The sequence below is a fragment of the Pseudoduganella sp. jia 12 genome (assembly GCF_055502675.1).
In genome coordinates this window covers 520,616-546,642 of the sequence record NZ_JBUXKP010000003.1, presented here as the reverse complement: position 1 = coordinate 546,642, position 26,027 = coordinate 520,616, and the positions used below count along the sequence as shown (strand labels likewise).

Annotated in this window: 19 protein-coding genes, 2 tRNA genes and 2 pseudogenes; 15 read left to right on the top strand and 8 right to left on the bottom strand. The window is 65.2% G+C overall.

Annotated features, from left to right (window positions below):
- Positions 1-34 precede the first annotated feature (34 nt).
- A complete protein-coding gene (locus ACY65G_RS08525) occupies positions 35-373 on the top strand; it encodes a P-II family nitrogen regulator (RefSeq protein ID WP_107141586.1) in 339 nt (112 codons plus the stop codon).
- A 159-nt stretch (positions 374-532) separates the two neighbouring features.
- Here the strand turns inward: ACY65G_RS08525 and ACY65G_RS08520 are convergent, their stop codons facing one another.
- The 3 genes from ACY65G_RS08520 to trxB all read right to left on the bottom strand — a co-directional run bounded on the left by ACY65G_RS08520 (position 533) and on the right by trxB (position 2,953).
- Positions 533-1,159 carry a trimeric intracellular cation channel family protein gene (locus ACY65G_RS08520; protein ID WP_464996922.1) on the bottom strand — a complete coding sequence of 209 codons (627 nt, stop codon included), beginning with the start codon at positions 1,157-1,159 and terminating at the stop codon, positions 533-535.
- A gap of 125 nt (positions 1,160-1,284) precedes the next feature.
- Positions 1,285-1,995: a Smr/MutS family protein gene (locus ACY65G_RS08515; protein ID WP_464996921.1), complete on the bottom strand. Its 711-nt coding sequence runs from the start codon at positions 1,993-1,995 to the stop codon at positions 1,285-1,287.
- 7 nt (positions 1,996-2,002) lie between these two features.
- A complete protein-coding gene (trxB, locus tag ACY65G_RS08510) occupies positions 2,003-2,953 on the bottom strand; it encodes a thioredoxin-disulfide reductase (protein ID WP_464996920.1) in 951 nt (316 codons plus the stop codon).
- 255 nt (positions 2,954-3,208) lie between these two features.
- Here trxB and ACY65G_RS08505 point away from each other — a divergent pair, with 255 nt between their 5' ends.
- The 3 genes from ACY65G_RS08505 to ACY65G_RS08495 are packed head-to-tail and all read left to right on the top strand — an operon-like array spanning position 3,209 to position 7,635.
- Positions 3,209-5,626 carry a DNA translocase FtsK gene (locus ACY65G_RS08505; RefSeq protein WP_464996919.1) on the top strand — a complete coding sequence of 806 codons (2,418 nt, stop codon included), beginning with the start codon at positions 3,209-3,211 and terminating at the stop codon, positions 5,624-5,626.
- 29 nt (positions 5,627-5,655) lie between these two features.
- Positions 5,656-6,291, top strand: coding sequence for an outer membrane lipoprotein chaperone LolA (gene lolA, locus ACY65G_RS08500; protein ID WP_464996918.1), 636 nt, complete (start codon positions 5,656-5,658; stop codon positions 6,289-6,291).
- Positions 6,292-6,327: 36 nt separating this feature from the next.
- Positions 6,328-7,635: a replication-associated recombination protein A gene (locus ACY65G_RS08495; RefSeq protein ID WP_464996917.1), complete on the top strand. Its 1,308-nt coding sequence runs from the start codon at positions 6,328-6,330 to the stop codon at positions 7,633-7,635.
- Between the two features lie 16 nt (positions 7,636-7,651).
- Here the strand turns inward: ACY65G_RS08495 and ACY65G_RS08490 are convergent, their stop codons facing one another.
- Positions 7,652-8,707: a PEP-CTERM sorting domain-containing protein gene (locus ACY65G_RS08490; protein ID WP_464996916.1), complete on the bottom strand. Its 1,056-nt coding sequence runs from the start codon at positions 8,705-8,707 to the stop codon at positions 7,652-7,654.
- Positions 8,708-9,291: 584 nt separating this feature from the next.
- Here ACY65G_RS08490 and ACY65G_RS08485 point away from each other — a divergent pair.
- Both ACY65G_RS08485 and ACY65G_RS08480 read left to right on the top strand, forming a co-directional pair.
- Positions 9,292-10,113: an alpha/beta fold hydrolase gene (locus tag ACY65G_RS08485; RefSeq protein ID WP_464996915.1), complete on the top strand. Its 822-nt coding sequence runs from the start codon at positions 9,292-9,294 to the stop codon at positions 10,111-10,113.
- Positions 10,091-10,387 (top strand): YciI-like protein, encoded by a 297-nt coding sequence (locus ACY65G_RS08480; protein WP_464996914.1) that lies wholly within the window; start codon positions 10,091-10,093, stop codon positions 10,385-10,387. The genes ACY65G_RS08485 and ACY65G_RS08480 overlap by 23 nt, the downstream gene beginning before the upstream one ends.
- 30 nt (positions 10,388-10,417) lie before the next feature.
- Here ACY65G_RS08480 and ACY65G_RS08475 read toward each other — a convergent pair whose 3' ends face one another.
- Positions 10,418-14,248, bottom strand: coding sequence for an ATP-binding protein (locus tag ACY65G_RS08475; protein ID WP_464996913.1), 3,831 nt, complete (start codon positions 14,246-14,248; stop codon positions 10,418-10,420).
- 52 nt (positions 14,249-14,300) lie between these two features.
- Here ACY65G_RS08475 and ACY65G_RS08470 point away from each other — a divergent pair, with 52 nt between their 5' ends.
- The 8 genes and pseudogenes from ACY65G_RS08470 to ACY65G_RS08435 all read left to right on the top strand — a co-directional run bounded on the left by ACY65G_RS08470 (position 14,301) and on the right by ACY65G_RS08435 (position 20,066).
- Entirely contained in the window at positions 14,301-14,498 is a 198-nt protein-coding gene (locus ACY65G_RS08470; protein WP_464996912.1) for a YciI family protein, read from the top strand.
- A 290-nt stretch (positions 14,499-14,788) separates the two neighbouring features.
- On the top strand, positions 14,789-14,989 hold the full coding sequence (locus tag ACY65G_RS08465; protein ID WP_464996911.1) for a hypothetical protein: 201 nt from the start codon (positions 14,789-14,791) through the stop codon (positions 14,987-14,989).
- A gap of 103 nt (positions 14,990-15,092) precedes the next feature.
- Entirely contained in the window at positions 15,093-16,388 is a 1,296-nt protein-coding gene (gene serS / locus ACY65G_RS08460; RefSeq protein ID WP_464996910.1) for a serine--tRNA ligase, read from the top strand.
- 84 nt (positions 16,389-16,472) lie between these two features.
- Positions 16,473-16,562, top strand: a tRNA-Ser gene (locus ACY65G_RS08455).
- A gap of 342 nt (positions 16,563-16,904) precedes the next feature.
- Positions 16,905-17,195, top strand: a complete 291-nt coding sequence (locus ACY65G_RS08450) for a hypothetical protein (protein WP_464996909.1) — start codon at positions 16,905-16,907, stop codon at positions 17,193-17,195.
- A 231-nt stretch (positions 17,196-17,426) separates the two neighbouring features.
- Positions 17,427-17,516: transfer RNA gene (locus tag ACY65G_RS08445), tRNA-Ser, on the top strand.
- A 101-nt stretch (positions 17,517-17,617) separates the two neighbouring features.
- Positions 17,618-17,755 (top strand): annotated as a pseudogene (locus ACY65G_RS08440) (IS3 family transposase); the annotation flags it as partial.
- Positions 17,756-18,017: 262 nt separating this feature from the next.
- On the top strand, positions 18,018-20,066 hold the full coding sequence (locus ACY65G_RS08435; protein WP_464996908.1) for a TonB-dependent receptor: 2,049 nt from the start codon (positions 18,018-18,020) through the stop codon (positions 20,064-20,066).
- A gap of 30 nt (positions 20,067-20,096) precedes the next feature.
- On the opposite strand, the pseudogene ACY65G_RS08430 reads toward ACY65G_RS08435, so the two are convergent.
- The 3 genes and pseudogenes from ACY65G_RS08430 to ACY65G_RS08420 all read right to left on the bottom strand — a co-directional run.
- A pseudogene (locus tag ACY65G_RS08430) lies at positions 20,097-20,273 on the bottom strand (hypothetical protein); the annotation flags it as partial.
- A gap of 2 nt (positions 20,274-20,275) precedes the next feature.
- The gene (locus ACY65G_RS08425) at positions 20,276-22,429 is read right to left on the bottom strand and encodes a TonB-dependent receptor (protein ID WP_464996907.1); all 2,154 of its coding nucleotides are present in this window, start codon (positions 22,427-22,429) and stop codon (positions 20,276-20,278) included.
- Between the two features lie 116 nt (positions 22,430-22,545).
- Positions 22,546-22,932 (bottom strand): DUF2946 domain-containing protein, encoded by a 387-nt coding sequence (locus ACY65G_RS08420; protein WP_464996906.1) that lies wholly within the window; start codon positions 22,930-22,932, stop codon positions 22,546-22,548.
- Positions 22,933-23,067: 135 nt separating this feature from the next.
- Between ACY65G_RS08420 and ACY65G_RS08415 the strand changes: the two genes are divergently transcribed.
- Positions 23,068-25,998 carry a sensor histidine kinase gene (locus ACY65G_RS08415; protein ID WP_464996905.1) on the top strand — a complete coding sequence of 977 codons (2,931 nt, stop codon included), beginning with the start codon at positions 23,068-23,070 and terminating at the stop codon, positions 25,996-25,998.
- The last annotated feature ends 29 nt before the right edge of the window (positions 25,999-26,027 follow it).

Genomic DNA, 26,027 nt, shown 5'->3' with positions numbered 1-26,027 from the left:
GACCCGAACCAACAAATTTTATAAGGAGAATGCCATGAAACAGATTACCGCCGTTATCAAGCCCTTCAAGCTCGACGAAGTGCGCGAGGCACTGGCCGAAGTGAACGTGACCGGCCTGACCGTCACCGAAGTGAAGGGCTTCGGCCGCCAGAAGGGCCATACCGAGCTGTACCGGGGCGCCGAATACGTGGTCGACTTCCTGCCGAAGGTGAAGGTGGAAGTGGTGGTCGACGACGGCGTGGCCGAGCAGGTGGTGGATGCCATCATCAAGGCCGCCCGCACCGGCAAGATCGGCGATGGCAAGATCTTCGTGCAGAACGTGGAGCAGGTGGTGCGGATCCGTACCGGCGAGACGGGACCGGACGCTGTTTAGTATGTGATCACCCAGAAGCGAAAGTCTGGGGTCAGGGGGGAGTACTGGCCGGCAGGCCAGTACCGCTACGCCGGCAAGGAGCAATGCTCCTCGAAACCCCGGCTACGCCCCGGCGGGTCTGACCCCAGCCCTTTGCTGTTGGGGTATGTTCAAGACGCATCACGGCCGGCCCACCCGCAGATCGAACTTCCACGTCACCAGCCGCAGCACGGTGATCGTCGTCGCGGAAGACCACAATGCCACATCCTCCGACACCTGCAGCTGCTGCAGCAGGATATACAGCCAGCAGCCGAAGAACGCGCAGATCGCGTACGGCTTGCCATCCCTGAATACCATCGGCACTTCGTTGCAGACGATGTCGCGCAGCACGCCGCCGAAGATCCCCGTGATCACCCCCATCATCGCCGCGATGAACACCGGCATCTGCGCCGCCAGCGCCTGCGATACGCCGGCCACCGCGAAGAGCCCCAGCCCCATCGCATCGGCCACCACGATCAGCCGTTCCGAAACGATATGGCGCAGGTGCTTCATGAACGGCGCCACGGCGAGCGCCAGCACGAACAGCAGGATCGTGTATTCCTGGTGGTCCACCCAGAACAGCGGGCGTTTGTCGAGCAGGATGTCGCGCAGCGTGCCGCCGCCGAAGGCGGCAATGAAGGCCACGATGATGACCCCCACGATATCCATGCGCTTGCGCCGCGCTTCCACGAATCCCGAAAACGCCCCGACCAGGATCGCGATCACTTCGATGACGGTGACAAGGGAAACGTGCGGGACGATTTTCATGCGGGCACAGGAAGTAATGGTGCCCACAGGCTAACAGAAACATTGCCAAGAAAATGGGGTACGTCCCCATTTTTCGGGAAATGTTTCTCAGAAAATGGGGACGTACCCCATTTTCCAGGAAACTTTTACCGTTCGGGGCGCAGGGCGGCGCGCAGCAGCACGATGAGGGCGCCTTCGCCGCCCTCGGCGGCATGGGCCTGGCAGAAGGCGATCACGCCGTCGGTCTGCACGAGCCAGCTGTGCACCATCGATTTCAGCACGGGTTCGCCGCCGCGCGAGCCGAAGCCGCGGCCGTGGATCACGCACACGCAGCGCTGGTTGCGCTGCACGGCCTTGTGCAGGAACGTGGCGAGCGTTTCGCGGGCGTCGTCGCGGCGCAGGCCGTGCAGGTCGAGTTCATCCTGCACCGGCCAGTAGTTCTTGCGCAGGCGCTTCATCACGTCGCTGCCCACGCCGGGGGCAAGGTAGTTCAGCGACGGTTCTTCTTCCATGTAGTGCTCGACCCCGAACAGGTCGGACAGCGATTCGCGCAGCACGGCCGCGTCGTCGACCTTCTGTTCGGCGGCCGTCAGCTTGCGCTTCGGCGGCGCGGGCGGGGTAATGACGGGCTTCGGCATCTGCGGCACGTAGCGGTTCGATTCGGGCAGCTTGTTGACGCCCTTCATCGTGGTGCGGAAGATGCTCGCCTCGGCCACGCGCTGCTTCTCGCGCTCGATGCGTTCGGCCTCCGCTTTCGCCCGTTCGGCCGCTTCCCGTTCGCGCTCTTCGCCCTTGCCCTTCAGCTGCTGGCCAAGGGCCTTCAGGGCCGCGAAATCCTTCAGGCTGCTACCTGCCATGATGGCTTTACTCCTGTGCTTCCAGGTAGCGCTGCGCGTCCAGCGCGGCCATGCAACCGGTGCCGGCGCTGGTGATGGCCTGACGGTAGACGTGGTCCTGCACGTCGCCGGCGGCGAACACGCCGGGGACCGACGTGGCCGTGGCCATGCCTTCGGTACCGGCGCGCGTCTTCAGGTAGCCGTTGTGCATGTCCAGCTGGCCTTCGAAGATGCCGGTATTGGGCTTGTGGCCGATCGCCACGAACAGGCCGTGCACGGTGATCTTCGACAGCTCGCCATCGTTCGATTTCAAGGTCAGGCCCGTCACGCCGCTGTCGTCGCCCGTCACTTCGTCGAGGTTCTGGTTCAGCTTCAGTTCGATCTTGCCTTCGGCAACCTTGGCCATCAGGCGGTCGACGAGGATCGGTTCGGCGCGGAACTTGTCGCGGCGGTGGATCAGCGTGACCTTGGTGGCGATATTGGACAGGTACAGCGCTTCCTCGACGGCGGTATTGCCGCCGCCGATCACGGCCACTTCCTGGCCGCGATAGAAGAAGCCGTCGCAGGTGGCGCAGGCGGACACGCCGCGGCCCATGAACGCTTCCTCCGACGGCAGGCCCAGGTACTGGGCCGATGCGCCGGTGGCGATGATCAGCGCGTCGCACGTGTATTCGCCGGCATCGCCGATCAGGCGGAACGGTTTTTCATCCAGCTTGGTCGTATGGATATGGTCGAACACGATGTCGGTATTGAAACGCTCGGCGTGCTGCAGCAGGCGCTGCATCAGCTCCGGACCCTGCACGCCCATCGGATCGCCGGGCCAGTTTTCCACGTCCGTCGTCGTCATCAATTGGCCGCCCTGTTCGACGCCGGTGATCAGCATCGGCTTCAGGTTGGCACGCGCGGCGTACACCGCGGCGCTGTAGCCGGCGGGGCCGGAGCCAAGGATCAGGACGCGGGCATGTTTGGTAGTGGTCATGAAAGCTTCTCTGCGAAATATTGGTATATGCCCTGGATAAGGGTACGCCCCCCGTTTCGAGGGTACGAGCCTTATATGGAGGCCTTGCCGAAACGCACAAGTGGTTCGGTCAAGCAAAACAGGATTATATGCGAACCCCCGCTTTCTTGAATCGGGAGGCCGGAAGAGGCCCGGATGCCTTAAAATAAGCGCAATAGAAACAATTCCCTTGGCGCAACTCCCCCGCGCCGCTTACCGCATTCACCCAAAGCAGCAATGAGCAAAACCACGCAACAGACGAGCAATTCCTATCGGCGCACGGCAACCGAACGACAACCGTTGCCGAACCGGCTCGTGCGCCTGCTGTCCGAGGCGCGCTGGCTGGCGCTCGCCTTCGCCTGCCTGTATTTCGTGCTGATCCTGGCCAGCTACCATGAAGGCGACCCGGGCTGGTCGCATGCCAGCCTGGTACCGGACGTGAAGAACCTGGGCGGCCGCGGCGGCGCCTGGCTATCCGACCTGATGCTGTACATCTTCGGCTTTTCGGCCTGGTGGTTCTGCGTCTACCTGGTGCGCTTCACGTGGCGCGGCTACCGCCGGCTGACGAACAAGTTCGTGCTGGAGAAGGAAGAAGACGAGGAGCACAGCCACGAAGCCATCATCCGCCTGATCGGCTTCGTGCTGCTGCTGACCGGCAGCATGGGCCTGGAATACCTGCGCATGTACTCGCTGCCGGTCGACCTGCCGCGCGCGCCGGGCGGCGTGCTGGGCCAGCTGGTCGGCCATGCCGCGCACGTGGGGCTGGGCTTCACGGGCGCCACGCTGATCCTGCTGCTGTTGCTGGGGATGGGCATTTCACTGTTCTTCCACGTGTCGTGGCTGACGGTGGCCGAGCGCATCGGACAAGGCATCGAAACGGCGATCGACTGGGTCGTGCTGCGCTACGAAGACCGCCAGGACCGCCGCCAGGGCGCGGCGGCCACCGTGAAGCGCGAGGAAGTCGTCGTCAAGGAACGCGTCAAGCACGAGGAGAAGCATCCGGAGATCCTGCCGCTGAAGGTGGAGCCGCAGATGGTGGTGGTGCCGAAGGCCGAGCCGGTCGAAAAGCCCGAACGGCCGTCGAAGGAAAAGCAGCCGTCGCTGTTCACGGAAGCGGAACTGCCGCGCGAAAAAGCGGTGCTGTTCCAGAACATCGACAATACCGATTTGCCGCCGCTGGCGCTGCTGGACGAGCCGCCGCCGGCGCAGGAAACGGTGTCCATCGAAACGCTGGAATTCACCAGCCGCCTGATCGAGAAGAAGCTGTCGGACTTCGGCGTGGAAGCGAAAGTCGTCGCCGCCTATCCGGGCCCCGTCGTCACGCGCTACGAAATCGAGCCCGCCACCGGCGTGAAGGGCAGCCAGATCGTCAACCTGGCGCGCGACCTGGCGCGTTCGCTGTCGCTCACGTCGATCCGCGTCGTCGAAACGATTCCCGGCAAGAACTACATGGCGCTGGAACTGCCGAACATGAAGCGGCAGATCGTGCGCCTGACCGAGATCCTCGGTTCGAAGGTGTACAACGAAAGCGCCTCGGCGCTGACCGTCGCGCTGGGCAAGGATATCGCCGGCAAGCCGGTGGTGGCCGACCTGGCGAAGATGCCCCACCTGCTGGTGGCCGGTACCACGGGCTCCGGTAAATCGGTGGGCATCAACGCCACGATCCTGTCGCTGCTGTACAAGGCCGATCCGCACGACGTGCGCATGATCCTGATCGACCCGAAGATGCTGGAAATGTCCGTCTACGAAGGCATTCCGCACCTGCTCGCGCCGGTGGTCACCGACATGCGCCAGGCCGGCCATGCGCTGAACTGGGCCGTGAACGAGATGGAGCGGCGCTACAAGCTGATGTCGAAGCTCGGCGTGCGTAACCTGGCCGGCTACAACGCCAAGATCGCGGATGCGGCGAAAAAGGAACAGCACATCCCGAACCCGTTCTCGCTGACGCCGGACGCGCCGGAGCCGCTGGAAAAACTGCCGACGATCGTCATCATCATCGACGAGCTGGCCGACCTGATGATGGTGGTCGGTAAAAAGGTCGAGGAGCTGATCGCCCGTATCGCGCAAAAGGCGCGCGCGGCCGGCCTGCACTTGATTCTCGCGACCCAGCGCCCATCTGTGGACGTGATCACGGGCCTGATCAAGGCGAACATCCCCACGCGTATCGCGTTCCAGGTGTCGTCGAAGATCGACTCGCGCACCATCCTCGACCAGATGGGCGCCGAAACGCTGCTGGGCATGGGCGACATGCTGTACATGCCGCCCGGTACCGGCCTGCCGATCCGCGTGCACGGCGCGTTCGTGTCCGACGACGAGGTGCACCGCGTGGTGGCCCACCTGAAGGAACAGGGCGAGCCGAACTACGTGGAAGGCATCCTCGAAGGCGGAACGCTGGAAGGCGAGGGCGGCGGCGCCGATGGCGCGGCGGCCGGCGAGGGCGGCGGCGAAGCCGATCCGATGTACGACCAGGCCGTGCAGGTGGTGCTGAAGAACCGCCGCGCGTCGATCTCGCTGGTGCAGCGCCACCTGCGCATCGGCTACAACCGCGCGGCGCGCCTGCTGGAACAGATGGAAAACAGCGGCGTGGTCTCGGCCATGCAATCGAACGGCAACCGGGATATCCTCGTGCCGGCCGCTTCCGCAGAACAAGGATAAGAATGACAGACAAGAAAATGAATCGGCAAATGAGTCAGCGTATGAATCGTTTCATCATCGCCGCAGCATTGGCGGTGTCGTTTGCCGGCACCGCACATGCCGCCGCGCTGGACCAGTTCAAGTCGTTCGTGGGTTCGACCAAGTCCGCCAGGGGCGAGTTCACGCAGACCCTGACGAAGAACGTCGACGGCGCCAAGAAAACGTCGGCACCATCGACCGGCACCTTCGTGTTTGCCCGCCCCGGCAAGTTCATCTGGACCTACCAGAAGCCGTATGAGCAGGTGCTGCAGGCCGATGGCGACCAGCTGTACATCTACGACAAGGACCTGAACCAGGTCACCGTGAAGAAGCTCGGCGACGCGCTGGGCTCTTCGCCCGCCGCGATCCTGTTCGGCTCCAACGACCTGGAAAAGAATTTCACGCTGTCCGAGGCGGGTACCCGCGACGGCCTGGAATGGCTGAAGGCCGTGCCGAAGGCAAAGGACACGAGCTTCGAGCTGATCTCGATCGGCCTGAAGAACGGCCAGCCGGAAGCGATGGAACTGAAGGATAACTTCGGCCAGGTCTCCACGCTGGCGTTCCGCAAGTTCGAGAAGAACCCGTCGCTGGGCGCCACCGCCTTCAAGTTCGACGTGCCGAAGGGCGCCGACGTGGTCAATCAATAGTGGCCACTCAATAGTGATCAATCAATAAGCACACCGATGGCCGATCTCTTTTCCGCCGAGCCCCGGCAACCGCTTGCCGAGGCACTGCGCCCGAAAACGCTGGACGAAGTGATCGGCCAGCAGCACCTGCTCGGCGAAGGCAAGCCGCTGCGCCTGGCCTTCCAGGCCGGCAAGCCGCATTCGATGATCCTGTGGGGCCCGCCCGGCGTGGGCAAGACCACGCTGGCGCGCCTCACTGCGAACGCATTCGATTCGGCGTTCATCGCGCTCTCCGCCGTGTTTGCCGGCGTGAAGGACATTCGCGCCGCGATGGAGCAGGCGCAACAGAACCTCGACCAGTTCGGCCGCCACACGATCCTGTTCGTCGACGAGATCCACCGCTTCAACAAGGCGCAGCAGGATGCGCTGCTGCCGTTCGTCGAATCGGGCCTTGTCACGTTCATCGGCGCCACGACGGAAAATCCCAGCTTCGAAGTCAACTCGGCATTGCTGTCGCGCGCGCAGGTATACGTGCTGAAATCGCTGACGGATGCCGAGATGCGGCAATTGCTGGAAAAAGCCCGATCGTCCGCGCTGCCGGGCCTCACGTTCGACGACGTGGCCATCGACACGCTGGTCGGCTTTGCCGATGGCGATGCGCGCCGCTTCCTGAACCTGCTCGAGCAGGCCGATACGGCGGCCCGTTCCGCGCGCATCGCGCACATCGACGGCAAGTTCGTCGAGAACGCGATGACCCTGAACGCGCGCCGCTTCGACAAGGGCGGCGACAATTTCTACGACCAGATCTCGGCGCTGCACAAGTCCGTGCGCGGCTCGCATCCCGATGCGGCGCTGTACTGGTTTTGCCGCATGATCGACGGTGGCGCCGACCCGCGCTACCTGGCCCGCCGCATCGTGCGCATGGCGTGGGAAGATATCGGCCTGGCCGACCCGCGCGCGCTGACGATCGTGAACGACGCCGCCGAAACCTACGAGCGGCTGGGCTCACCCGAGGGCGAGCTGGCGCTGGGCCAGGCCGTCGTCTACCTCGCCATCGCCGCCAAGAGCAATGCCGGCTACAACGCGTTCAATGCCGCCATGGCGTTCGTGAAGAAGGACAAGTCGCGCGAGGTGCCCGTCCACCTGCGCAACGCACCCACGAAGCTCATGAAGGAGCTGGGCTACGGGCATGAGTACCGCTATGCGCACGACGAGCCGAATGCCTATGCGGCCGGCGAGACGTATTTGCCGGACGGGATGCCCGAGCCGCGCTGGTACAAGCCCGTGCCGCGCGGGGTGGAGAGCAAGATTGCCGAGAAGCTGACGTGGTTGCGGGAGCTGGACCGCCAGGCTGGCGGGGAGTGACGGCCCACTCGACACTTTACGCGCCGGTCTTGCGTTGCCGCCGGCTGGCGACCCAGCCGACGGCAACCAGGCCTGCGCCAAACATGGCGTAACTCGCCGGTTCCGGCACCTCTGCAACCGGATCGAGCCGTGTCCAGAAGCAACCTGCCGATACCTTGCAGGAGCGGGCGACGATCTGGCCATTGTTGTTGATGTCCAGTGGATGGAAGGAGGTCCATCCCGCTTCGTCAACGATTTCGTCCAGCGTATGGCTTTGGCCATCCGGCGTACCCAGTAGTCCCATGGAAAAGTCGCGATCGAGCCCTACCATATAGCCGTGCGCATTGATCGCATTGATCCCCCCGATTTCCGGCAATTCGGTGACGATCCCGTCCCGCACGATATATGCCAGGCCTCCCAGGCCCGGGTAGTAAGTACCGTAATAGCCACCTTCCGGCGCGAACCCGTACAGCTGGAAGTCGCCATAGACGGGAAGGGCGGTCATGTTCCCATTTTCGTAAATGAAATTGCGCCATTCGCCGGATGCGTCCTGTGACGCGCCGAGCACCCGTCCTTCTTCGTCGATGTCGTACACGGCGCTGCTCTCTCCGCCCAGTGTGCCGAGCATTACCATGCCGGCGCTTTCAGTGTAGATAAAGCCACGCTGGTTTCCGTTGGCCAGATAGCCGCTGCCGATAACGGTGCCCGCTTCATTGATCTTGAGCGCAGAGGTACTTTCGCCGCCCAGACTGCCGAGATTCCGCATGACGCCATTGCTGTACAGGAATGCATTCGTGGTTTCGCCCACGCCAGTGTCAGACCAGCCCACAGCCTGGCCACGATCGTTGATATCGAAAGCGACACTCCTCGATCCGCCGAGGGTGCCGAGCAGTTGCGTTTGCTTTCCGTTCGTGATCGCGGCGATCCAGCCACCACCCGGTGTGTCATGGGTGTAGACAACGTCGCCGAGGTTGTTGACGGCGTGGCTCTGGCCCTGGTCCGGCAGGATAACGACTTCATAGCGGGGGCTGCTCACTGCAAGTGCTGCGGTACACACGAATGCAAGGGAAATGCCAACAGTCAGTCTGATCATGATCGTCTCCGTTAGGCTGGCCGGCCATCCGGCCGGAATCATATTAGGACAAATCATCTTTCCGGGTAAAGCCCACCTTCGTGATGTCGCCGTGCCCGATTGAACATCTCCAGGACGGGAACCGTATTCAAATCCAATTCGCATGCATTTTTTTATTAACTTCTATTTTGACAGTGAGATGCACGCGCGATGTCACGCCGGTGTAAAAGTAACGATAGCGCGTCATGTTATTGCCAGGGGCGGGCGCGGACGAAGACCGATGCACGATTCATCCAGCCTGGCAGCCACGCTTCCGCGACCTGGGCCACCGTACCTGGACCATATATGGAGGAGAATGCGGTGCGAAGCGGCGACAGGCGCCGTAGCCGAATTGGGCTATTTCACGAAATCCGCGGCATCGCTCTGCGCTGAAAGGCCTTGCGGATTGCTGTGATGTGCTCTGCGCCAGATATTGATTCCGCTGGCGTGGCGGATCTGGTTGGATACGATCGTTTCTGGCGGGTTATTCCGGCAGTTCAGTTAGCAGAGGGGCGAAATAATGCATGATATATTCGCGTTGATATGGTCAAAGGGGAGGTAGCTTGATGAAGACAAAGTCGGTCATGGGTATCGAGTGCCTGATCGACGGCGCTGGCCCGGACACCATCGTCATGCTCCACGGCTGGCCCGACACGGCCGCCATGTGGGAGCCGCAAGTCGCCGCCTTCTCGCCATACTTCCGCTGCGTGCGCTTCACCTGGCCTGGTTTCGAGACCGGCGCACCCCGCAGGGAATATTCGCTGGATGAGCTGATCGGACTGTGCGAGCAGGTCGTCCGCCAGACGAGCCCCGAAACACCTGTCACGCTGCTCGTGCACGACTGGGGCTGCCTGTTCGGCTACCAGTTCGCGCAGCGCCATCCGGAACTCGTGGCCCGTGTGATTGGCGTGGACATCGGCGATGGCGGCTCGAAAGCGCACCTGGACGAGATCGGCATGAAGGGCAAGCTCGGCATCGTCGCTTACCAGTTGTGGCTGGCGGCGGCATGGAAGATCGGCGGCGGCATCGGCGAATCGATGACGCGCTCGTTTGCAAAAATGGCCCGCGTTCCCATCGCGCCCGAGGCGCTCACGCCGGAAAAGAACTATCCGTATTACTCGACCTGGACCGGCAAGTACAAGGGCGTGCACCCCTTCCGCCCCACGTGCCCGATGCTGTTCATCTACGGCACCCGCAAGCCGGTGATGTTCCATTCGTCCGCGTGGACAGCCGAGCTGCAGGGAAAGCCCGGCAGCAAGGTGGTGGCGATGGAAACCGATCACTGGCCGATGCTGCGCCAACCCGAATCCTTCAACCGGATCGTGCTCGACTGGCTCGGCGCATCCACATCCACGGAAAGCACCAATGCACTACCTGCTAACTTATGAGCTGGCCGACGACTACCTGCAACGCCGTGGCGAATTTCGCGACGAGCACCTGAAGCTCGCGTGGGATGCCGTCGCGCGCGGCGAATTGCTGCTGGCCGGCGCGGCCGGCGAGCCGATCGATATCGCCCAGCTCGTCTTTACCATCGATACGCCGGCCATCGCGGAAGCGTTCGCGGCCGCCGATCCCTACGTGAAACACGGCCTCGTCAAGCGCTGGACCGTGCGCAAATGGCACACCGTGGTGGGCGAGCAGGCCAGCACGCCGGTGCGCTGAGCAGGGGGCACCGAGCGCGGTGCGGGAGACTCAGGGGCAGCGGATCGTCTCCAGCACCGCCGCCAGCTCCTTGAAGTCCACCGGCTTGACCAGGTGGTGATCGAAGCCTGCATCCAGGGCCGCGCGACGGTCCTGCTCCTTGCCATAGCCCGTGATCGCGATCAGCGTCGTGCGCGCGGTTTCCGGCTGCTTCTTCAGCCGGCAAGCCAGCTCGTTCCCGTCCATGCCCGGCAGGCCGATATCGAGCAGGCACACGTCGGGGCGCAGCGTGCGGCTGCGCTCCAGCGCCACCAGCGGGTCATGCACGGCAGTGACGCGATAGCCCGTCGCCTCGAGCAGCAGCGCCAGCATCGCCGCCGCATCCACGTTGTCGTCGACCACCATCACGGACAGGCCGCTGCGCGCCGCCGGCATGGCCTGGATATGCTCGCGCTCCTCCTGGTCGCGGCGTTCGGCAGCGCGCGGCAGGCACACCGTGAACGTGCTGCCCTGGCCAGCACCGCCGCTGGCACCATGCACGGAGCCGCCATGCAGCTCCGCGAGGCTGCGCACCAGCGCGAGGCCCAAGCCTAACCCGCCCTGGGCACGATCGGGGGTGCGTTCGGCCTGGGCGAACAGCTCGAATACGTGCGGTAGCAGTTCGGGCGCGATGCCGATGCCGTTATCCTCCACGAGCACGAGCACGCGCCCGTCGTCGACGAGGGTGCGCAATGCGATGCGCCCGCCGGCCGGCGTGTACTTGGCGGCATTGTTCAGCAGGTTGGTCAGGATCTGCACCAGGCGCTTCGCATCGCCCATCACGCAGGCCGGCGAGGGGGCGAGGTCGATGGTGAGATGGTGCCGGTGCGATTCGATCAGCGGGCGCACCTGCTCCACGGCGTTCGCCACCACGGTCTTCACGTCCTGCAAGCTGGTTTCCAGCGTGACGAGGCCGCGCGTGACGCGCGACACGTCCAGCAGGTCGTCGATCAGGCCTGTCATGTGCCGCACCTGCCGCGATATCACATGGCTCGTCTGCTTCAGCCTGGCCTCGTCCAGGGATGCCTGGCCGATCAGCGCGGCCGCCGCGCTGATCGGCGCCAGCGGATTGCGCAGCTCGTGGGCCAGCATGGCCAGGAATTCGTCCTTGCGCCGGCTCTCGGCGCGCAGTTCCGCCTCCGCGGCCTTGCGCAGCGTGACATCGAGCACCACCGCCAGCACGCTGGCGACCCCGCCCGTCTCGTCGCGGATCGGCGTCACGGCCTTCGTGACCCAGATGGTGCTGCCATCGGGGCGCAGGTAGCGGTTTTCCAGTTCGAATGGCGAACCGGCCGTCATCCGCCGTTCATTCTCGGCCCGGTCCTCGGGATCGACCAGCCGGTTGAAGTGCTTGCCCAGCAGTTCCTCGCGCGGCCGGCCGACGATCTCGCAATAGCGGTCGTTGACGCGCACCAGTACCCCGCTGGCGTTCGCTTCGGCCACGCCAGCCGCTGTCTGTTCGTAAAGCGACGTGAGATGCGCCTCGCTGTCGCGCAGTGCCATGCGGCCACGTTCCGCTTCCATCTGCACGTGCAGTGCCTGTTCGCGCCGAGCGGCTTCGCGGCGCTGCCGGCCCAGCGCCACGGCGCCGTCCACGCGGGCGCGCAGCTCGCGCGCGCTGAATGGCTTGACCATGTAGTCATCCGCGCCCGCGGCCAGGCCCTCCGCGCGCGCTTCGGTACCGGCACGCGCCGACAGCAGGACCATCACCACGCCAGCCGTGGCAGGGTCGGCGCGCAGGGCGGCGAGCAGCGCGAAGCCATCCATGTCCGGCATCATCACGTCGCTCAGCACCAGGTCGGGCAGCGGGCCGCCACGAATCGCAGCCAGTGCGGCCGCGCCGTTGCTCACGGCGCGCACCTGGTAGCCGCCTTCGCGCAGCACGCGCGTGACGTATTCGCGCATGTCGGCGTTATCGTCCGCCAGGATGACACGGGGCTGGTCGGGCACTGCATCCGCATTGCCGGCATCGCCCGTTCCGGCGCGCTCCGGCAGCCAGCGCAGCGCTTCCTCGACATAGGTGTTGGCCAGCGCGGGCATGTCGGACTCCCTGGCCTCGCTGCCTACCTGGTCGGGTGGCAAGTGCGCGCGGCCGAACGGGATGCGCACCGTGAACGTGGTGCCGCGGCCATGCTGGCTGTCCACGTTGATGGTGCCGCCGTGCAGCAGCACCAGTTCGCGCGCCAGCGCCAGGCCGATGCCGGTGCCTTCCACCGAGCGGCCATGCTGGCCTTCGACGCGGTGGAAGCGTTCGAAGATGCGCGGCACATCGTCGGCGGGGATGCCCACCCCGGTATCGGCCACCGTCAGTTCGAGGCCATTGTCCCCGGAACGCAGCGTGACCCGGATGCCGCCCTGCAGCGTGAACTTGAACGCGTTCGACAGCAGGTTCAGCACGATCTTTTCCCACATGTCGCGGTCGATCCAGGCCGACTCCCGCTGTGGCGGGCAATCCACGTCGAGCGACAGGCCCGCCTGCATGCAGGCGGAGCGGAAGTTGGATGCCAGCTCCGCTGTCAGTGCCGCGGCGTCGGTGGGAGCGAAGCGGGCGGCCGCGCGGCCCGCTTCGGTACGCGAAAAGTCGAGCAGCGAATTGACGAGCTTGAGCAGGCGCAGCGCATTACGGTGCGCCAGCACCAGGCGTTCGCGCTGTTCGTCGCTGCTGCCCGTGCCGGCCAGCGCATCTTCCAGGGGGCCCAGCATCAGCGTCAGCGGCGTGCGGAATTCATGGCTCACGTTCGAGAAGAACACGGTCTTGGCGCGGTCGATCGCCGCCAGCAACTCGGCGCGCTTGCGTTCTTCCTCGTAGGCCGTGACGCGCGTCAGGGCGGCGGCAAACGCGGCGCCCAGCAGGTCGAAGAAGCCGCGGTACACGTCGTCCAGGGGCAGGCGGCTGCTGGCGCCTGCCATCAACAGGGCCACCGGCGCATCCGCGCCATGCCGCCGGATCGGGATGGCGAACGCCACGTCGGGCGGCTCGTCGTAGGGCCCGCAGCGTTGCGTGCCGATCCGGCTGCGCAGGTCCGTCACCTGGATCGCCGTCATGTCGTCCATCAGTTCCGCCACCGGCCAGCCGCCCGGTTGTGCAAGCGACAGCACCTGCGGTGCGAGGGAGGCACTGGCATCGATGCCGTGATGGCCATGCAGGCGGTATGAGGGCTCCGGCTTGCCTGTCGACGCCGTATCGGGCTCGTAGAGCAGCACGAATGGCAGGTCGAATTCGAAACTGGCGAGCGTATCGATGGTCAGCCGGAACACCTCGTCGGTGGTGACCGCTTGCGTGAGGCGCGCGGTCAGGTCGCGCACAGCGCGCGTGCGGCGCTCGCTCACCATGGTGGCGGTGGTTTCCGTCACCGGGTGGAACAGCCCGCCGATGCCGCCGGTCTCGTCGCGGATCGGGCTCAGCGAAAACGTGAAGAAGGTCTCTTCCAGGTAGCCGTTCCGGAACAGGAACATGCGCACGTTTTCCAGGAACGACGTTTCGCCTTTGCGCGCCTGCTCGAACGGCTCGCCGATGGCGGGCCATGCCGATGCCCAGCATTCCTTGTAGTCCATGCCCAGCGATGCCGGGTGCTTTTCGCCGCACACGATGCGGTAGCCATCATTGTAGATCTGTACATTGCCCGGTCCCCAGATGATGTTGATGGGGAAGTTCGACGCCAGGCACAGGCTGACCGTCGTGCGCAGGCTTTGTGGCCAGTCTTCGATCGGCCCCAGCGGCGAGCGCGACCAGTCCAGCGAGCGGATGAGCATGGCCATGTCGCTGCCACCGTCGAGGAAGCTGGCGTCCCGGCCGTCCGGGCTGCGATCGGGAATGAGGGGGAGAGCAGTATCGGGCGTCATCACTTTGTTGCTTGTCAGGGGAGGTTCATTCCCGAGTGTAATAGCAAGTCAATTGCCTGCCCGCACGATTGCGGACCACGCAGCCGGTGTGGGCGGTATCGCCCAGCTGGTGTTTACGATCGCTACACCGGCCATCGCGGAAGCGTTCGTGGCCGCCGATCGCTGCGTGAGGCACGACCTGGTGAAGCGCTGGACCGTGCGGACATGGCACGGCGTCGTGGGTGAAATGGCGAGCACTCCGTTCCGCTAAAGCGTCGAATCGGTGGTGAAAACGTTTGCCACCGATTGTTCAGTAGCCCTTCTGATACACCTCAAATGTTTCGTTACGTTCGCGCTGGCGATGACGCGCTTCGCGGCTTAAGCTGTGATCCGGGTCAGGCCATGTTCGCCCGGTTTTAACGCATTCCATGCCGCGTTTTTTGCGCTTCGTCGCACGTCGATGGAGCCGAAGAACGGCTTTAGGTACAGTACAAACATCCCGGGAGTCATCAACAGCCCCCCGGTCAAGCCATCGAACGACAACCACCATCGGAGCCCATCATGAATGCACTGAAACACATGGAAGTCATCTTCTTCACCGTTGCGGCTGTCGGTGTTTGCGCCGCCATCGCCGACAGCGAAACCCAGCCGCTGATCGTATCGGCCGACCGTCCGCTGTTCATCCATCCGGACGTCCAGATGCCGGTCGTGACGGTCGCCGCCAAGCGCCTGACGCCCGCCGAGAAAGCCGAATTGATGTAAGGCGGTCGGCCCGCCGGGGCCACGCGCCGCGAGGGCGTAAAACTCCAGGGAGGAAGCGTCTACTTGGTACAATTGCGGTTTCGACATTTGCCGCGATTCCCCCATGATTGACATCCAACTTCTCCGTAAAGACATCGACACCGTGGCCGCCCGCCTGGCGACCCGCAAGTTCCAGCTGGACGTTGCCGGTTTCACCGCCCTGGAATCCGAGCGCAAGGCGATCCAGACGCGTACCGAGGAACTGCAGGGCAAGCGCAATGCGCTGTCCAAGCAGATCGGCATGTTGAAGGGCAAAGGGGAAGATACTTCCGCCGTGATGGCGGAAGTGGCCGGTATTGGCGACGAGCTGAAGAACAACGAAATCGCGCTGGCCACCCTGCAGCAAAACCTCCAGGCATTCCTGCAAGCGGTGCCGAACCTGCCGCATGAATCGGTGCCTGTCGGTACCGACGAATCGGCCAACGTGGAAGTGCGCAAGGTCGGCACGCCGCGCACGTTCGACTTCGAAGTGAAAGACCATGTGGACGTTGGCGCCGCGCTGGGCCTGGACTTCGACACCGCGACGAAACTGACCGGCTCGCGCTTCTCGCTGATGAAGGGCGGCATCGCGCGCCTGCACCGCGCGCTTGCCCAGTTCATGCTGGACACCCACGTGGACAAGCATGGCTACACCGAGTGCTACACGCCCTACATGGTGAACGCCGATTCGCTGTACGGCACCGGCCAGCTGCCGAAATTCGAAGCCGACCTGTTCTCGGTGAAGAAGGGCGGCGTGGAAGGCGAGGGCGAGACCTTCTACCTGATCCCCACGTCGGAAGTGACGCTGACGAACACCGTGCGCGACGAGATCATCCCGGCCGATACGCTGCCGCTGAAGATGACGGCGCATACGCCATGCTTCCGCTCGGAAGCCGGCAGCTACGGCCGCGACACGCGCGGCATGATCCGCCAGCACCAGTTCGACAAGGTCGAGATGGTGCAGATCGTGCATCCTGAAAAATCGTACGAGGCGCTGGATGAAATGGTCGGCCAGGCCGAAACGATCCTGCAGGCGCTTGGCCTGCCCTACCGCGTGCTGTCGCTGTGCACCGGCGACATGGGCTTTGCCGCCGCCAGGACGTTCGACCTGGAAGTGTGGCTGCCCGCGCAGAACACCTACCGCGAGATTTCCTCGCTGTCGAATTGCGAAGCCTTCCAGGCCCGCCGCATGCAAGCCCGCTTCCGCAACGCCGCAGGCAAGCCGGAACTGGCGCACACGCTGAACGGCTCCGGCCTTGCCGTGGGCCGCACGCTGGTGGCCGTGCTGGAAAACTACCAGCAAGCCGACGGCAGCGTGGAAATCCCCGAAGTGCTGCGCGGTTACATGGGCGGCCTGACGCACCTGCAAGCCTCGCGTTGAAAGCTTGAGTTGGGCTTCTGAAAATAGCCCTTCCATTTTCTTTTCGGGCTGCTATAATCTTGCCTCTCGCAGCGATGCGGGAATGGAGAGGTGGCAGAGTGGTCGAATGTACTTGACTCGAAATCAAGCGATGGGGCAACCCATCCGTGGGTTCGAATCCCACCCTCTCCGCCATGAATAAATAAAGAAGGCCACCCCTGCGGGTGGCCTTTTTTATTTATTCGGACGGAGAGGGTGGGATTCGAAGACCAGGCCCTGCCAGGCCTGGGCTCTTGGAATCGCCCATCTGTCGCTGCTTCGCAGCGGCCTCGCGCGCCATGGGCGCGCGGCGCATGCCTCGTCTTTCGCCGAGGCCGGCAGGACGGACGGAGAGGGTGGGATTCGAAGACCAGGCCCTGCCAGGCCTGGGCTCTTCGAATCGCCCATCTGCCGCTGTTTCGCAGCGGCCTCGCCAGTGCTTCTCGCTGGCGCTGGTTCCGCTGATTAGGATTTGCGCTTTCGATTACTCCCTGCGCCATGCCCAACCTCCTCACGCTCCGCCGCGCCCTGTTCTGCTGCTTCGTCATCTTCGGTTTCGCAATGGCCTCATGTATCGTCCGCACCCCGGCCATCCGCGACGTGCTACGCGCATCAACAGCGCAGATGGGCATGATCCTGTTCGGCTTTTCGCTCGGCTCGATGGGCGGCATCCTGGTAGTCGCGAGGATCGCCGCGACCATCGGCGTGGGCCGCGCGATCATTGCGGGCCTGGCGACCGTGCTGGCGGGCCTCCGCTGCTGGGCTTTGTCGGCGAGCAGGTCGGGCTGAGACTGAGCATGCTCGTCGTGCTGACGCTGCTCCTTGTTGCGATCGTACTGGCCCCTTGCCTGAAGCCTGCGGGCAGGGGTGGCAATGCCGGCACGGCTGACGCAGATATATCATCTTCCTGATTTGACGCGGAACAAGCCTTACGATAAAATCGTGCCTCTTGAGTTGCAACAAACCTTTGTGCAGTTCAAGAATGCAGGGCGCCGAGTCAGCGTGCTGCAGGTACCACCAGGAGAGGTGGCAGAGTGGTCGAATGTACTTGACTCGAAATCAAGCGATGGGGCAACCCATCCGTGGGTTCGAATCCCACCCTCTCCGCCATGAATAGATAAAAAAGGCCACCCCTGCGGGTGGCCTTTTTTGTTTGTTCTGTCCCGTCCTGCAATGGGTTGTCGTAGTTCGCCTTATTTGACCAGAGCGCGATGGCAACAGAAAGAAAGCGTGCTCAGCGTGATTTCACGCTGGCTTTCGAACTTGGGGTGATCAGTGCGGTAGAAAAAGGCGAGATCACGTACGAGCGGACTCGGAAGAAGTTTGGCATCCGGGGCAGAAGCACGGTGCCGGGGCAGGCAGCATGTCGGCATGCGGCGCGGCCACCGCCTGCGCGCACAGCAGTGAAAGAATGGCCGCGAGAAGCGGCCGCGATGGCAGTGTGGTGATCTTTTTCTGCAAAACCAGACCCTTGAAACATGCGTGAATGACGGACTTCGTGCAGCGGCATGGCGCACGGGATATTGCCGTTACTAATGAGAATGAGATATCATTATTGAAGTTTCGGCCATCGATGCCCGGTCGAGCGCTCCAATCGAAAGGAATTCGCGCGTGAAGAAGCAATGCCTGTCCCTCCTGGCCGCCGCGGTCGCGCCGCTGCTCGCTCCACCGGCCCATGCGGAGGATACCGCCGTCGTCATGGGCGAAGTGCGCATCAGCGCGCAGCGCAGCGGCGGCCCGCTGCTGAGCAACAGCATCCTGACATCGGTCGACGTGCTCGGTGCCGACAAGGTCGAAGACAAGAACGTCATGAACAGCTGGGAGCTGGTCGGCCAGCTGCCCGGCGTGCAGCTGACGGAAACGCGGATGGGCGCGGAGTCCGGCAAGGCCACTTTCCGCGCCTTCAACGGCGAGGGCTACATCAATGGCATCAAGGTGCTGATCGACGGTATTCCCAGCAATGTCAACAGCGGCAACCAGCGCTTCATCGACATGATCTTCCCGCTCGAGATCGACTATATCGAAGTGGTCCGCGGCACCAACGACCCGCGCCACGGCCTGCACAATATCGGCGGCAACATCGACTTCGGCACCCGGCAGGGCGGCAACTACACCAACAGCCGCTTTACCTACGGCAGCTACGACACGCGCGAGCTGCAGGTGGCCATCGGCCGCGAGGAGGGCGGCTTCGCGCAGAACTACTTCGTCGCCCGCCAGGATTCCGATGAATTCCGGGGCACGGGGTCGGAGAAGTACTCGGTGGGCGGCAAATGGTTCGTCACGTCGGCCAACCGGGCAGTGAAGGCCGGCCTGGTCGCGCGCGTCTACAGGCATGAAGCGGGCGAACCGGGATTCCTGACGGCGGCCGAACTGGCCGCCGACCGCCGCCAGTCGCCGGCCAAGAATGCCAACGACCGCAGCGAACGCGACATGCAGCAGGCGAGCCTGCACCTGGACTGGCAGATCTCGCCCGATGCGTTCTTCAGCAACCGGATCTATTACAACCGCTACGAGGACGACCGGCGGGTCACCTTTACCAGCAATCCCGCAGGTTCGGCGCCGCGCCAGCGCCGCCAGTGGGACGAACGCCAGGTGGGCTATCTTGGCAACCTCACCTGGCGTGTCAGCGACACCGTCACGCTCGATGGCGGCATCAACACCGAGCAGCAGGACAACCGGTATGGCCGTTCCCGCTTTGCCTACGCGCTGCCGACGGAATTCGGCACACCTGTCCTCGTCCAGAACGACGACGACTACACGTTCGACAATGTCGGCGCCTACGTGCAGGCCATCATCCGGCCCGCCGCCGGGCTGAAGATCATTCCGGGCATGCGTGTCGACAAATTCTCCGGCCACAGCTCGCTGATGGCGGGCGGCACGGCGCGGCTGCAGGACTATGGCTGGATCAGGCAGCCGAAGCTGAGCATGGTCTACGGCGTGACCGATGGCGTCAGCCTGTATGCCAACTGGGGCCGCACATTCCAGGTGCTGACGGGCTCCGGAACGCCAGCCTACCTCGCGCCGGGCCAGGCGGCGTTCGACGCTTCGATCAACACGGGCACGGAAATCGGCGTCAGGTTCAAGCCGGCGCCGCGCACCGAAATGCGGCTTGCCGCGTGGCGGCAGGATGCCACGGGCGAGGTGGCCAACATGCCGGCCACGGGCACCACCGTCGGCCTGGGCGAAACGCGCCGGCAGGGGCTTGACGTGCAGGTATCCGGCCGCGTGACGGACCGGCTGGACCTGTGGGTATCGCACTCGCTGCAGAAGGCCGAAGTGCTCGAAGCTTTCACGGCGGGTGGCGCATCGCTGGCGGGCAAGGAAGTGTTTTCCACGCCGCGCCACATCACCACGGCAGGCGCCGAGTACCGCGCTTCGCGCAGCCTGCGTTTCGGCCTGCAGGGCCGCTCGCAGGGCAGTTACTTCATCGACAGCCCGAACGGGCAGGGCAAGCACGGTGCCTTCGTGCTGTTCGACGCCAGCGTGCGCTACCGCCTGTCCGAGCGGGCCAGCATCGACCTGCAGGTGAAGAACATCGCCGGCCGGAAGTATGAATACGTATGGTACGACTCGTTCTTCTGGCCCGCCGGCCAGGCGCAACCCATGTATTCGTCCGGGCCGGGACGGGCGGCTTACGTCTCGCTGAACCTGACGCTGTGAATTCGCCCGCCGGGCGTGGCGGCACCGGTATCAGTGGCCGTGCCCACCGCCATGCCCGGCGGCGGGCGCGCCGGCGGTCTGGGTATGCCGCAGCATCAGCCGCAGATGGCCCTCCGGGTCGTACACGTACGTCATGGCGGAATGGTCGAGCGTGCAGGAGTCGCCGGTGGGCACCTTCTTGTAGTAGACATTGAAGTCCCTTGCCATCGTCAGAACCGGTAAGCTGCCGTCACGCGGGCGTTCCGGCCCTCGCCGGGCATGATCCAGCGCGATACGTGCAGGTGGCTCGACACGTAGTAACGCTGGTCGAGGGCGTTGCGCAGCGCGAGCTGCACGTCCAGTTCGCCGCCATCGGCGAAGCGCGTCGTCCACGTATGCGTGAGGTCCAGCCGCGCATGGCCCGGCAGCGTGGTGGTGTTGGCCTCGTCGGCAAAACGGCGGCCTTGCAGGTAAACGCCGGCGCCGGTGCGCCAGGCATCGTCCCAGCGGTACTGCCCCCACAGCGTCATGGACTGCCGGGCGACGTTCGGCACGCGCCGGCCGCCGTACACCGCGTTATCGAGGTACTTTGCATCCGTGTAGGCATAGGTTGCGGAGACGTTCAGGCGCGGCGTGACGAAACCCGCCAGCGAAGCTTCCAGCCCCCGCGAGCGCGCCGAGCCGTCGAGCGTGAAGTCGAAGTTGTTCGCCGGCGTGCCCTGGTCGGCCGAGATCATGTTGGCCTGCTTCAGGTGGTACACGGCGACATCGCTGACGGCGCCGCCGCCGGCCCATAGCGCCTTCCACCCCGCTTCGGCCTGCCGGGCAGTGCGCGAGGCCAGCGACTGGTTCGACGACGACGCCACCTGGTTCGGCGACATGCCCGTGGCCGCGTTGGCATACAGGGTGTGCGTGGGCGATGCCCGGTACAGTACCCCCAGCTTGGGCGACCAGCGCGATTCCGCGACGGGCCGCACCCCGGCGCCGCCATAGACGAAATCCTGGTTCGTATAGCGCAATCCCGCGACCAGCGACCAGGCGCCGGCATCGACCTGGTCCTGCAGCGATGCGGATACCGCCTCGAGATCCTGGGTCGTCAGCGAGCGCGCCAGCACGGCGCCGGCGGGCGGCGCGACGACCCGGCCGTAGACCGGCGCGTACACGTTGATGGATGGGCTGGTGCTGGCGGGCACGGCGAGCGACGGTTGATCCAGCGTCTCGCGGTAGTAATCGAGCCCGAAGAACAGTCGATGGGCCAGTCCGCCGAAACGCTGGCGGCTGGCCAGCGACGTGGCCACCGAATCGATGCGGCGCCGTGTATCCGGTTCCCAGGCGGACACCCGCGCATAGGTGCCGGCCGGCTGTCCCGGCAGCGGTGAACCGTTCAGCAGGTTCTTGATGGACGTCGAATGGGCCTCCAGGTGGGTGATGTCGACGGCGAGCCGGGTATCGGCGTTCAACGCGACATCGCCGTGCAGGTCGACGATGCGGTTGTTCGTGGTGGAGTCGCCGAACGGTTCGCCGAACTGGCGGTCCAGCGGCACGGCGACCGGCCGGCCACCCGCGGCGGGCACGCCATAGTCGGGGCGGTAGGTCTGGTTGGTCGCCTCGAAGCCGGCCCGCAGGTGATAGCGCTGGCCGCCACCCTTGGCGATCGCAAGCTTCGCGCCTTCCAGGCGGTCTGGCACGTGCCGCCACTCGCTGGCATCGGATCGGGTGGCGATGATGCGCACGGCCAGTTCGTCCTGCGCCGAGAGTACCCGGTTGACGTCGACGGTGAGTTCGCGCGCGGCATGCTCGCCGGCCGACAGCAGTATCGCGGCGGTGTCGCGCATGGCCGGCTGACGCGTCGCAATGTTGACCGTGCCACCGGGCTCGCTGCGCACGCCGATCGCGGCGCCCGGGCCGCGCAGCACGTCGACACTCTCGACGAAGGCCGGCACATACGGATAGTTCGACAGGCGCACGCCGTCGCGCAGCACGCGGTTCGACCCGGTGCCGCTGTCGGCGACGGCGCCGCGCAGGATGAAGAATTGGGTGTGCGCGCCATTGAAGCCGGAGTCGGCCTGCGCGCCCGGCACGTTGCGCAGCGCATCCTGCAGCGACGTGCCGGCCTGTTCGCGCACGCGTTCGCCGGCAATGCTGTTGACGGCGAACGGCACATCCATCACGGAGCCGCCGGTGCCGGTGGCCAGGTTGCCGGCGCGCTGGCCATCCCCGGGTACCGTGCCATGGATGACCACGGTCGCGGCGGCTGCCGGGGAATTGTCGCCAGGCAGGCTGGCAGGAGCAGGAGCAGGAGCGGGGGAGGCCACCTGGGCGTGGGCAGGCATGAGCATGCCGCCCGTGGCGGCCAGGCATGCGAGAAGGTACGGCTGTTTCATCGATTTCTTTCAGTGCGTGGGTCGTCGCCCGGCCTGGCGGGCAGGCGGGCTGGAACAGCGATCGGAATGCGTGGAGCGACCGTGCCGCAGCGTGCCGCGGCTGGCGGTCGTGCCGGTCAGGCGAGGAGGGGAGGGCCGCGCGGCTTCGCGGCGGTCCAGGCGAACAGGGGCGACGGCGAAAGATGGAACAGGGGAGGCGCGGAGGCCGCGGCAATCACGGATGGCACCGCAATCCCGGCGCCGGGAAGCACCGGCATGTCCGATGCGTGGCGGCAGTAAGGGCAATCTTCCATGTGGCTGGCATGCTTGCCGGGCAGCTTGCCGCCGTTGACCGGGGGCGAGTCGTAGGTCATGCCGCTTGGCGCGCAAATCTCCGCCAGCATGATGTTCTCGATCCGGTCATCGGACAGCGCGTGCGCCATGGCGGGCAGCAATGCGGCGGCCAGCGTAACGGCGACCGCCAGCCACGTGACAAAGCTTTTCCATTGCCGAATGCTTAACATGCGGCGATTGTATCAGCATGCGTTTGCGCCCCGCCATGACGTTTTGCCCAGGGGGCAGGCAGGGGATGTCACCGCCCACTTCACCGAAAAACCGCCCAGCGGTTACACTTCGCCCCTGCAATCGTGGGAGAAAGCATGTCGGGTCGTCGTTTCATCCTGCTCGGGCTGGTGATCCTGTGGGAGCTGGCGACGGCGGGTTTCGCCATGGCGGCGCCGTCGTTCGAGCGCCGCATCTGGACGCGCGCCGATGGCGCGCCGCAATCGGCCTATGGCATCGCCCAGGACGCCGATGGCGTGCTGTGGTTCGCCACCGTGACAGGCCTCTACAGTTTCGACGGTGCGCATTTCACGCGCGAAGAGGCGGTGTATGGCCACCGCCTGCCATCGAATAATCCCGTCAGCGTGGTGGCCACCCGCGACGGCATCGCCGTGGGCTACCAGTTCGGCGGCGTTTCCACATTCACGCGCGCCGGTGCCCGGCACTACACCACGGCCGACGGCCTGCCTGCCGGTTCCGTCGGCGCGCTGGCCGTCGACGGCGCAGGCACGCTGTACACCGGCACGAGTACGGGCATGGCGCGGCTCGATGCCGGGCATGGCAATTGGAAGGCGATGGCCGGGCTGCCGGCGCCGCGAAGCTTCATCCTGTGGTCGCAGTTCGATCGCGACGGCACCCTGTGGACCGTGGCGAACGCAAACCTGTATGCGCTGCCGAAAGACGCGGCCCGGTTCCACCACGTGGCAGCGCTGACGCACAATGCATTTCCGGCGATCGTGGGCGGCCGCGTAGCCGCCGTGACCGCCACGGGCCGGCTCATGTGGTTCTCGCCTGGCGGCGTGGCCGAGCCGGTGCGCAATACCGTCGGCTACACCGGCGAGCACACCCTGTTCGAAGGGCCGGATGCCACCGTCTGGGCGTGGCTCGGCCAGGGCACCACGGTTCTGCACGGCGACGCCGATGGCGTGCTGCACGCGGGCCAGACGTTCGAAGGCGGCGGCCTGCCGGGGCGCATGGTCAACCGCACGCTGGTCGACCGCGAGAACAACCTGTGGGTCACCACCCTCGATGGTGTGGAGCGCTATCGTGTGCGCCGCCTGCACGAGGTGCCGCTGCCCGGTACCGAACTGGGATTCCTGGCCGGGCCGGGCCTCGGCAACGGCATGCTCGTGGCCAGCGGCGCCGAAGGCAGCGTGTGGCAGCTCCAGCAGGCCGGCAGGAAGCGATTGCCCGGCCTGACGGGCATCACCGCCATGCACCGCGAAAGCGCCGGCAGCGTATGGCTCGGCGGTCCTTCCGGCCTGTTCCACATGACGCCGGCGGGAATGGCGGCCTGGCCGCTGCCTGCCCATATCGGCAAGGATTTCGAAGTGCAGGGCATTACCACGGACAAGGCCGGGAAACTGTGGATCGCCATCGTGCGCCATGGCCTGTTCGAGTTCTCGAACGGCACATGGACAAAGCTGTCCGGCGATATCCCGGGCGGCGACGCCACGCCGATCCGCATGCTCACCGGTGCTTCCGGGCGTACCTGGCTCGGCTTCACCAATGGCAGGCTCGGCGAGCTCACCGCCACGGGCGTGCGCCTCATCGCCACGGGTCTTGCCGGGTCGGTCGGCAATATCCTCAGCCTGCTGGAAGCCGATGGCGGGCTGCTCGTGGGCGGGGACCGCGGCATCGTATGGCTGCGTGGCGATACGGCGCATCCGTTGGTGCCGGAGCATATGCCCGCGTTCCTCGGCATCTCCGGGATGGGGGTGGACCGGCGCGGCGACCTGTGGCTGCATGGACCGGACGGATTGCTCCATGTCGCAGCCGCGGAGCTCGAGCGCTTCCGGGCCGATCCGTCGCACCACCTGCCGTGGAAAGTGTTCAACCACGAAGATGGCCTGCGCGGGCAGGTGGCGCAGATCCGTCCGCTGCCGTCGCTCGCCATCGCCGCGGACGGCAAGGTCTATTTCGCAACCGGGTCGCAGGTGGGCTGGATCGACCCTGCCGCCATCCGGCGCAATACGCGCGCGCCGACGGTGCTGGTGCAGTCGCTGCACACGCGCGCCGGCGACACGATCGCCACGCCGGGCATGACGCTGGCGGCCGGCACCACGGGCGTGGAGATCAGCTTCGCCGCCACCGCGCTGTCGATTCCGGAGCGTGTGCGGTTCCGCTACCGCCTCTCCGGTGTCGACCAGGAATGGCAGGAACCGCAGTCCGGGCGGACGGCGCGCTACACGAATCTCGGGCCGGGCCACTACCGTTTCCAGGTCGTGGCCGCCAACGAGGACGGCGTGTGGAACGAGGCGGGTGCCACCTTCGATTTCCACGTCGCACCCACGATGTGGCAAGCCACGTGGTTCCGCAGCCTGGCCGCCATCGCCATCGCATCGCTGCTGTTCGCGCTGTATCGCTGGCGCATCGCCGCGGTGGCGCGCCGGGCAGCCGAGAAAACGGCGGCCCGCATCGAGGAGCGCGAACGCATTGCCCGCAACCTGCACGACAACCTGCTGCAGGGCGTGCACGCGCTGATCCTCAATTGCCATGCGGTGCTGATGCGCATGCCGAAGGGCACGCCCGAGGAAAAATCGTTGGGCAACGCGCTGGCGCGGGCCGATGCCGTGATCGAGCAAACCCGTGACGAAGTCATGAACCTGCGGCGCGAGGCCGTGAGGCCCGCCCTGGTCGCGCGCCTGGACCATGCCATCGAGGGACTGGAGGCGGTGCGCGGGCGGGTCGAGCTGGCGTTCACCGGCTGCGTGGAACTGCTCGACGCTGAAGTCGCCGACGAGCTGTTCTACGTCATCCATGAAGCGATCGTCAACAGTGCCCGGCATGCGGGCGCCGCGCGCATCGTCGTCTCGCTGCACGCCTCGGCAAGCGGTGTCGAAGGCTCCGTCACGGACGATGGCTGCGGCATGGCCCCCGAACTGGCGCAGGCCGGCAGGGCGGGGCACTGGGGGCTGGTCGGCATGCGCGAGCGGATCGCCCGGCTCGGTGGTACGCTGCGTATCGATGGCGGGCCGGGGCAGGGCTGCACGGTGTCGTTCAGCGTGCCGGCGCGGGCCACCGCCTGAGTGGCAGGGGGCCGGCGCCAGGGGCTTGT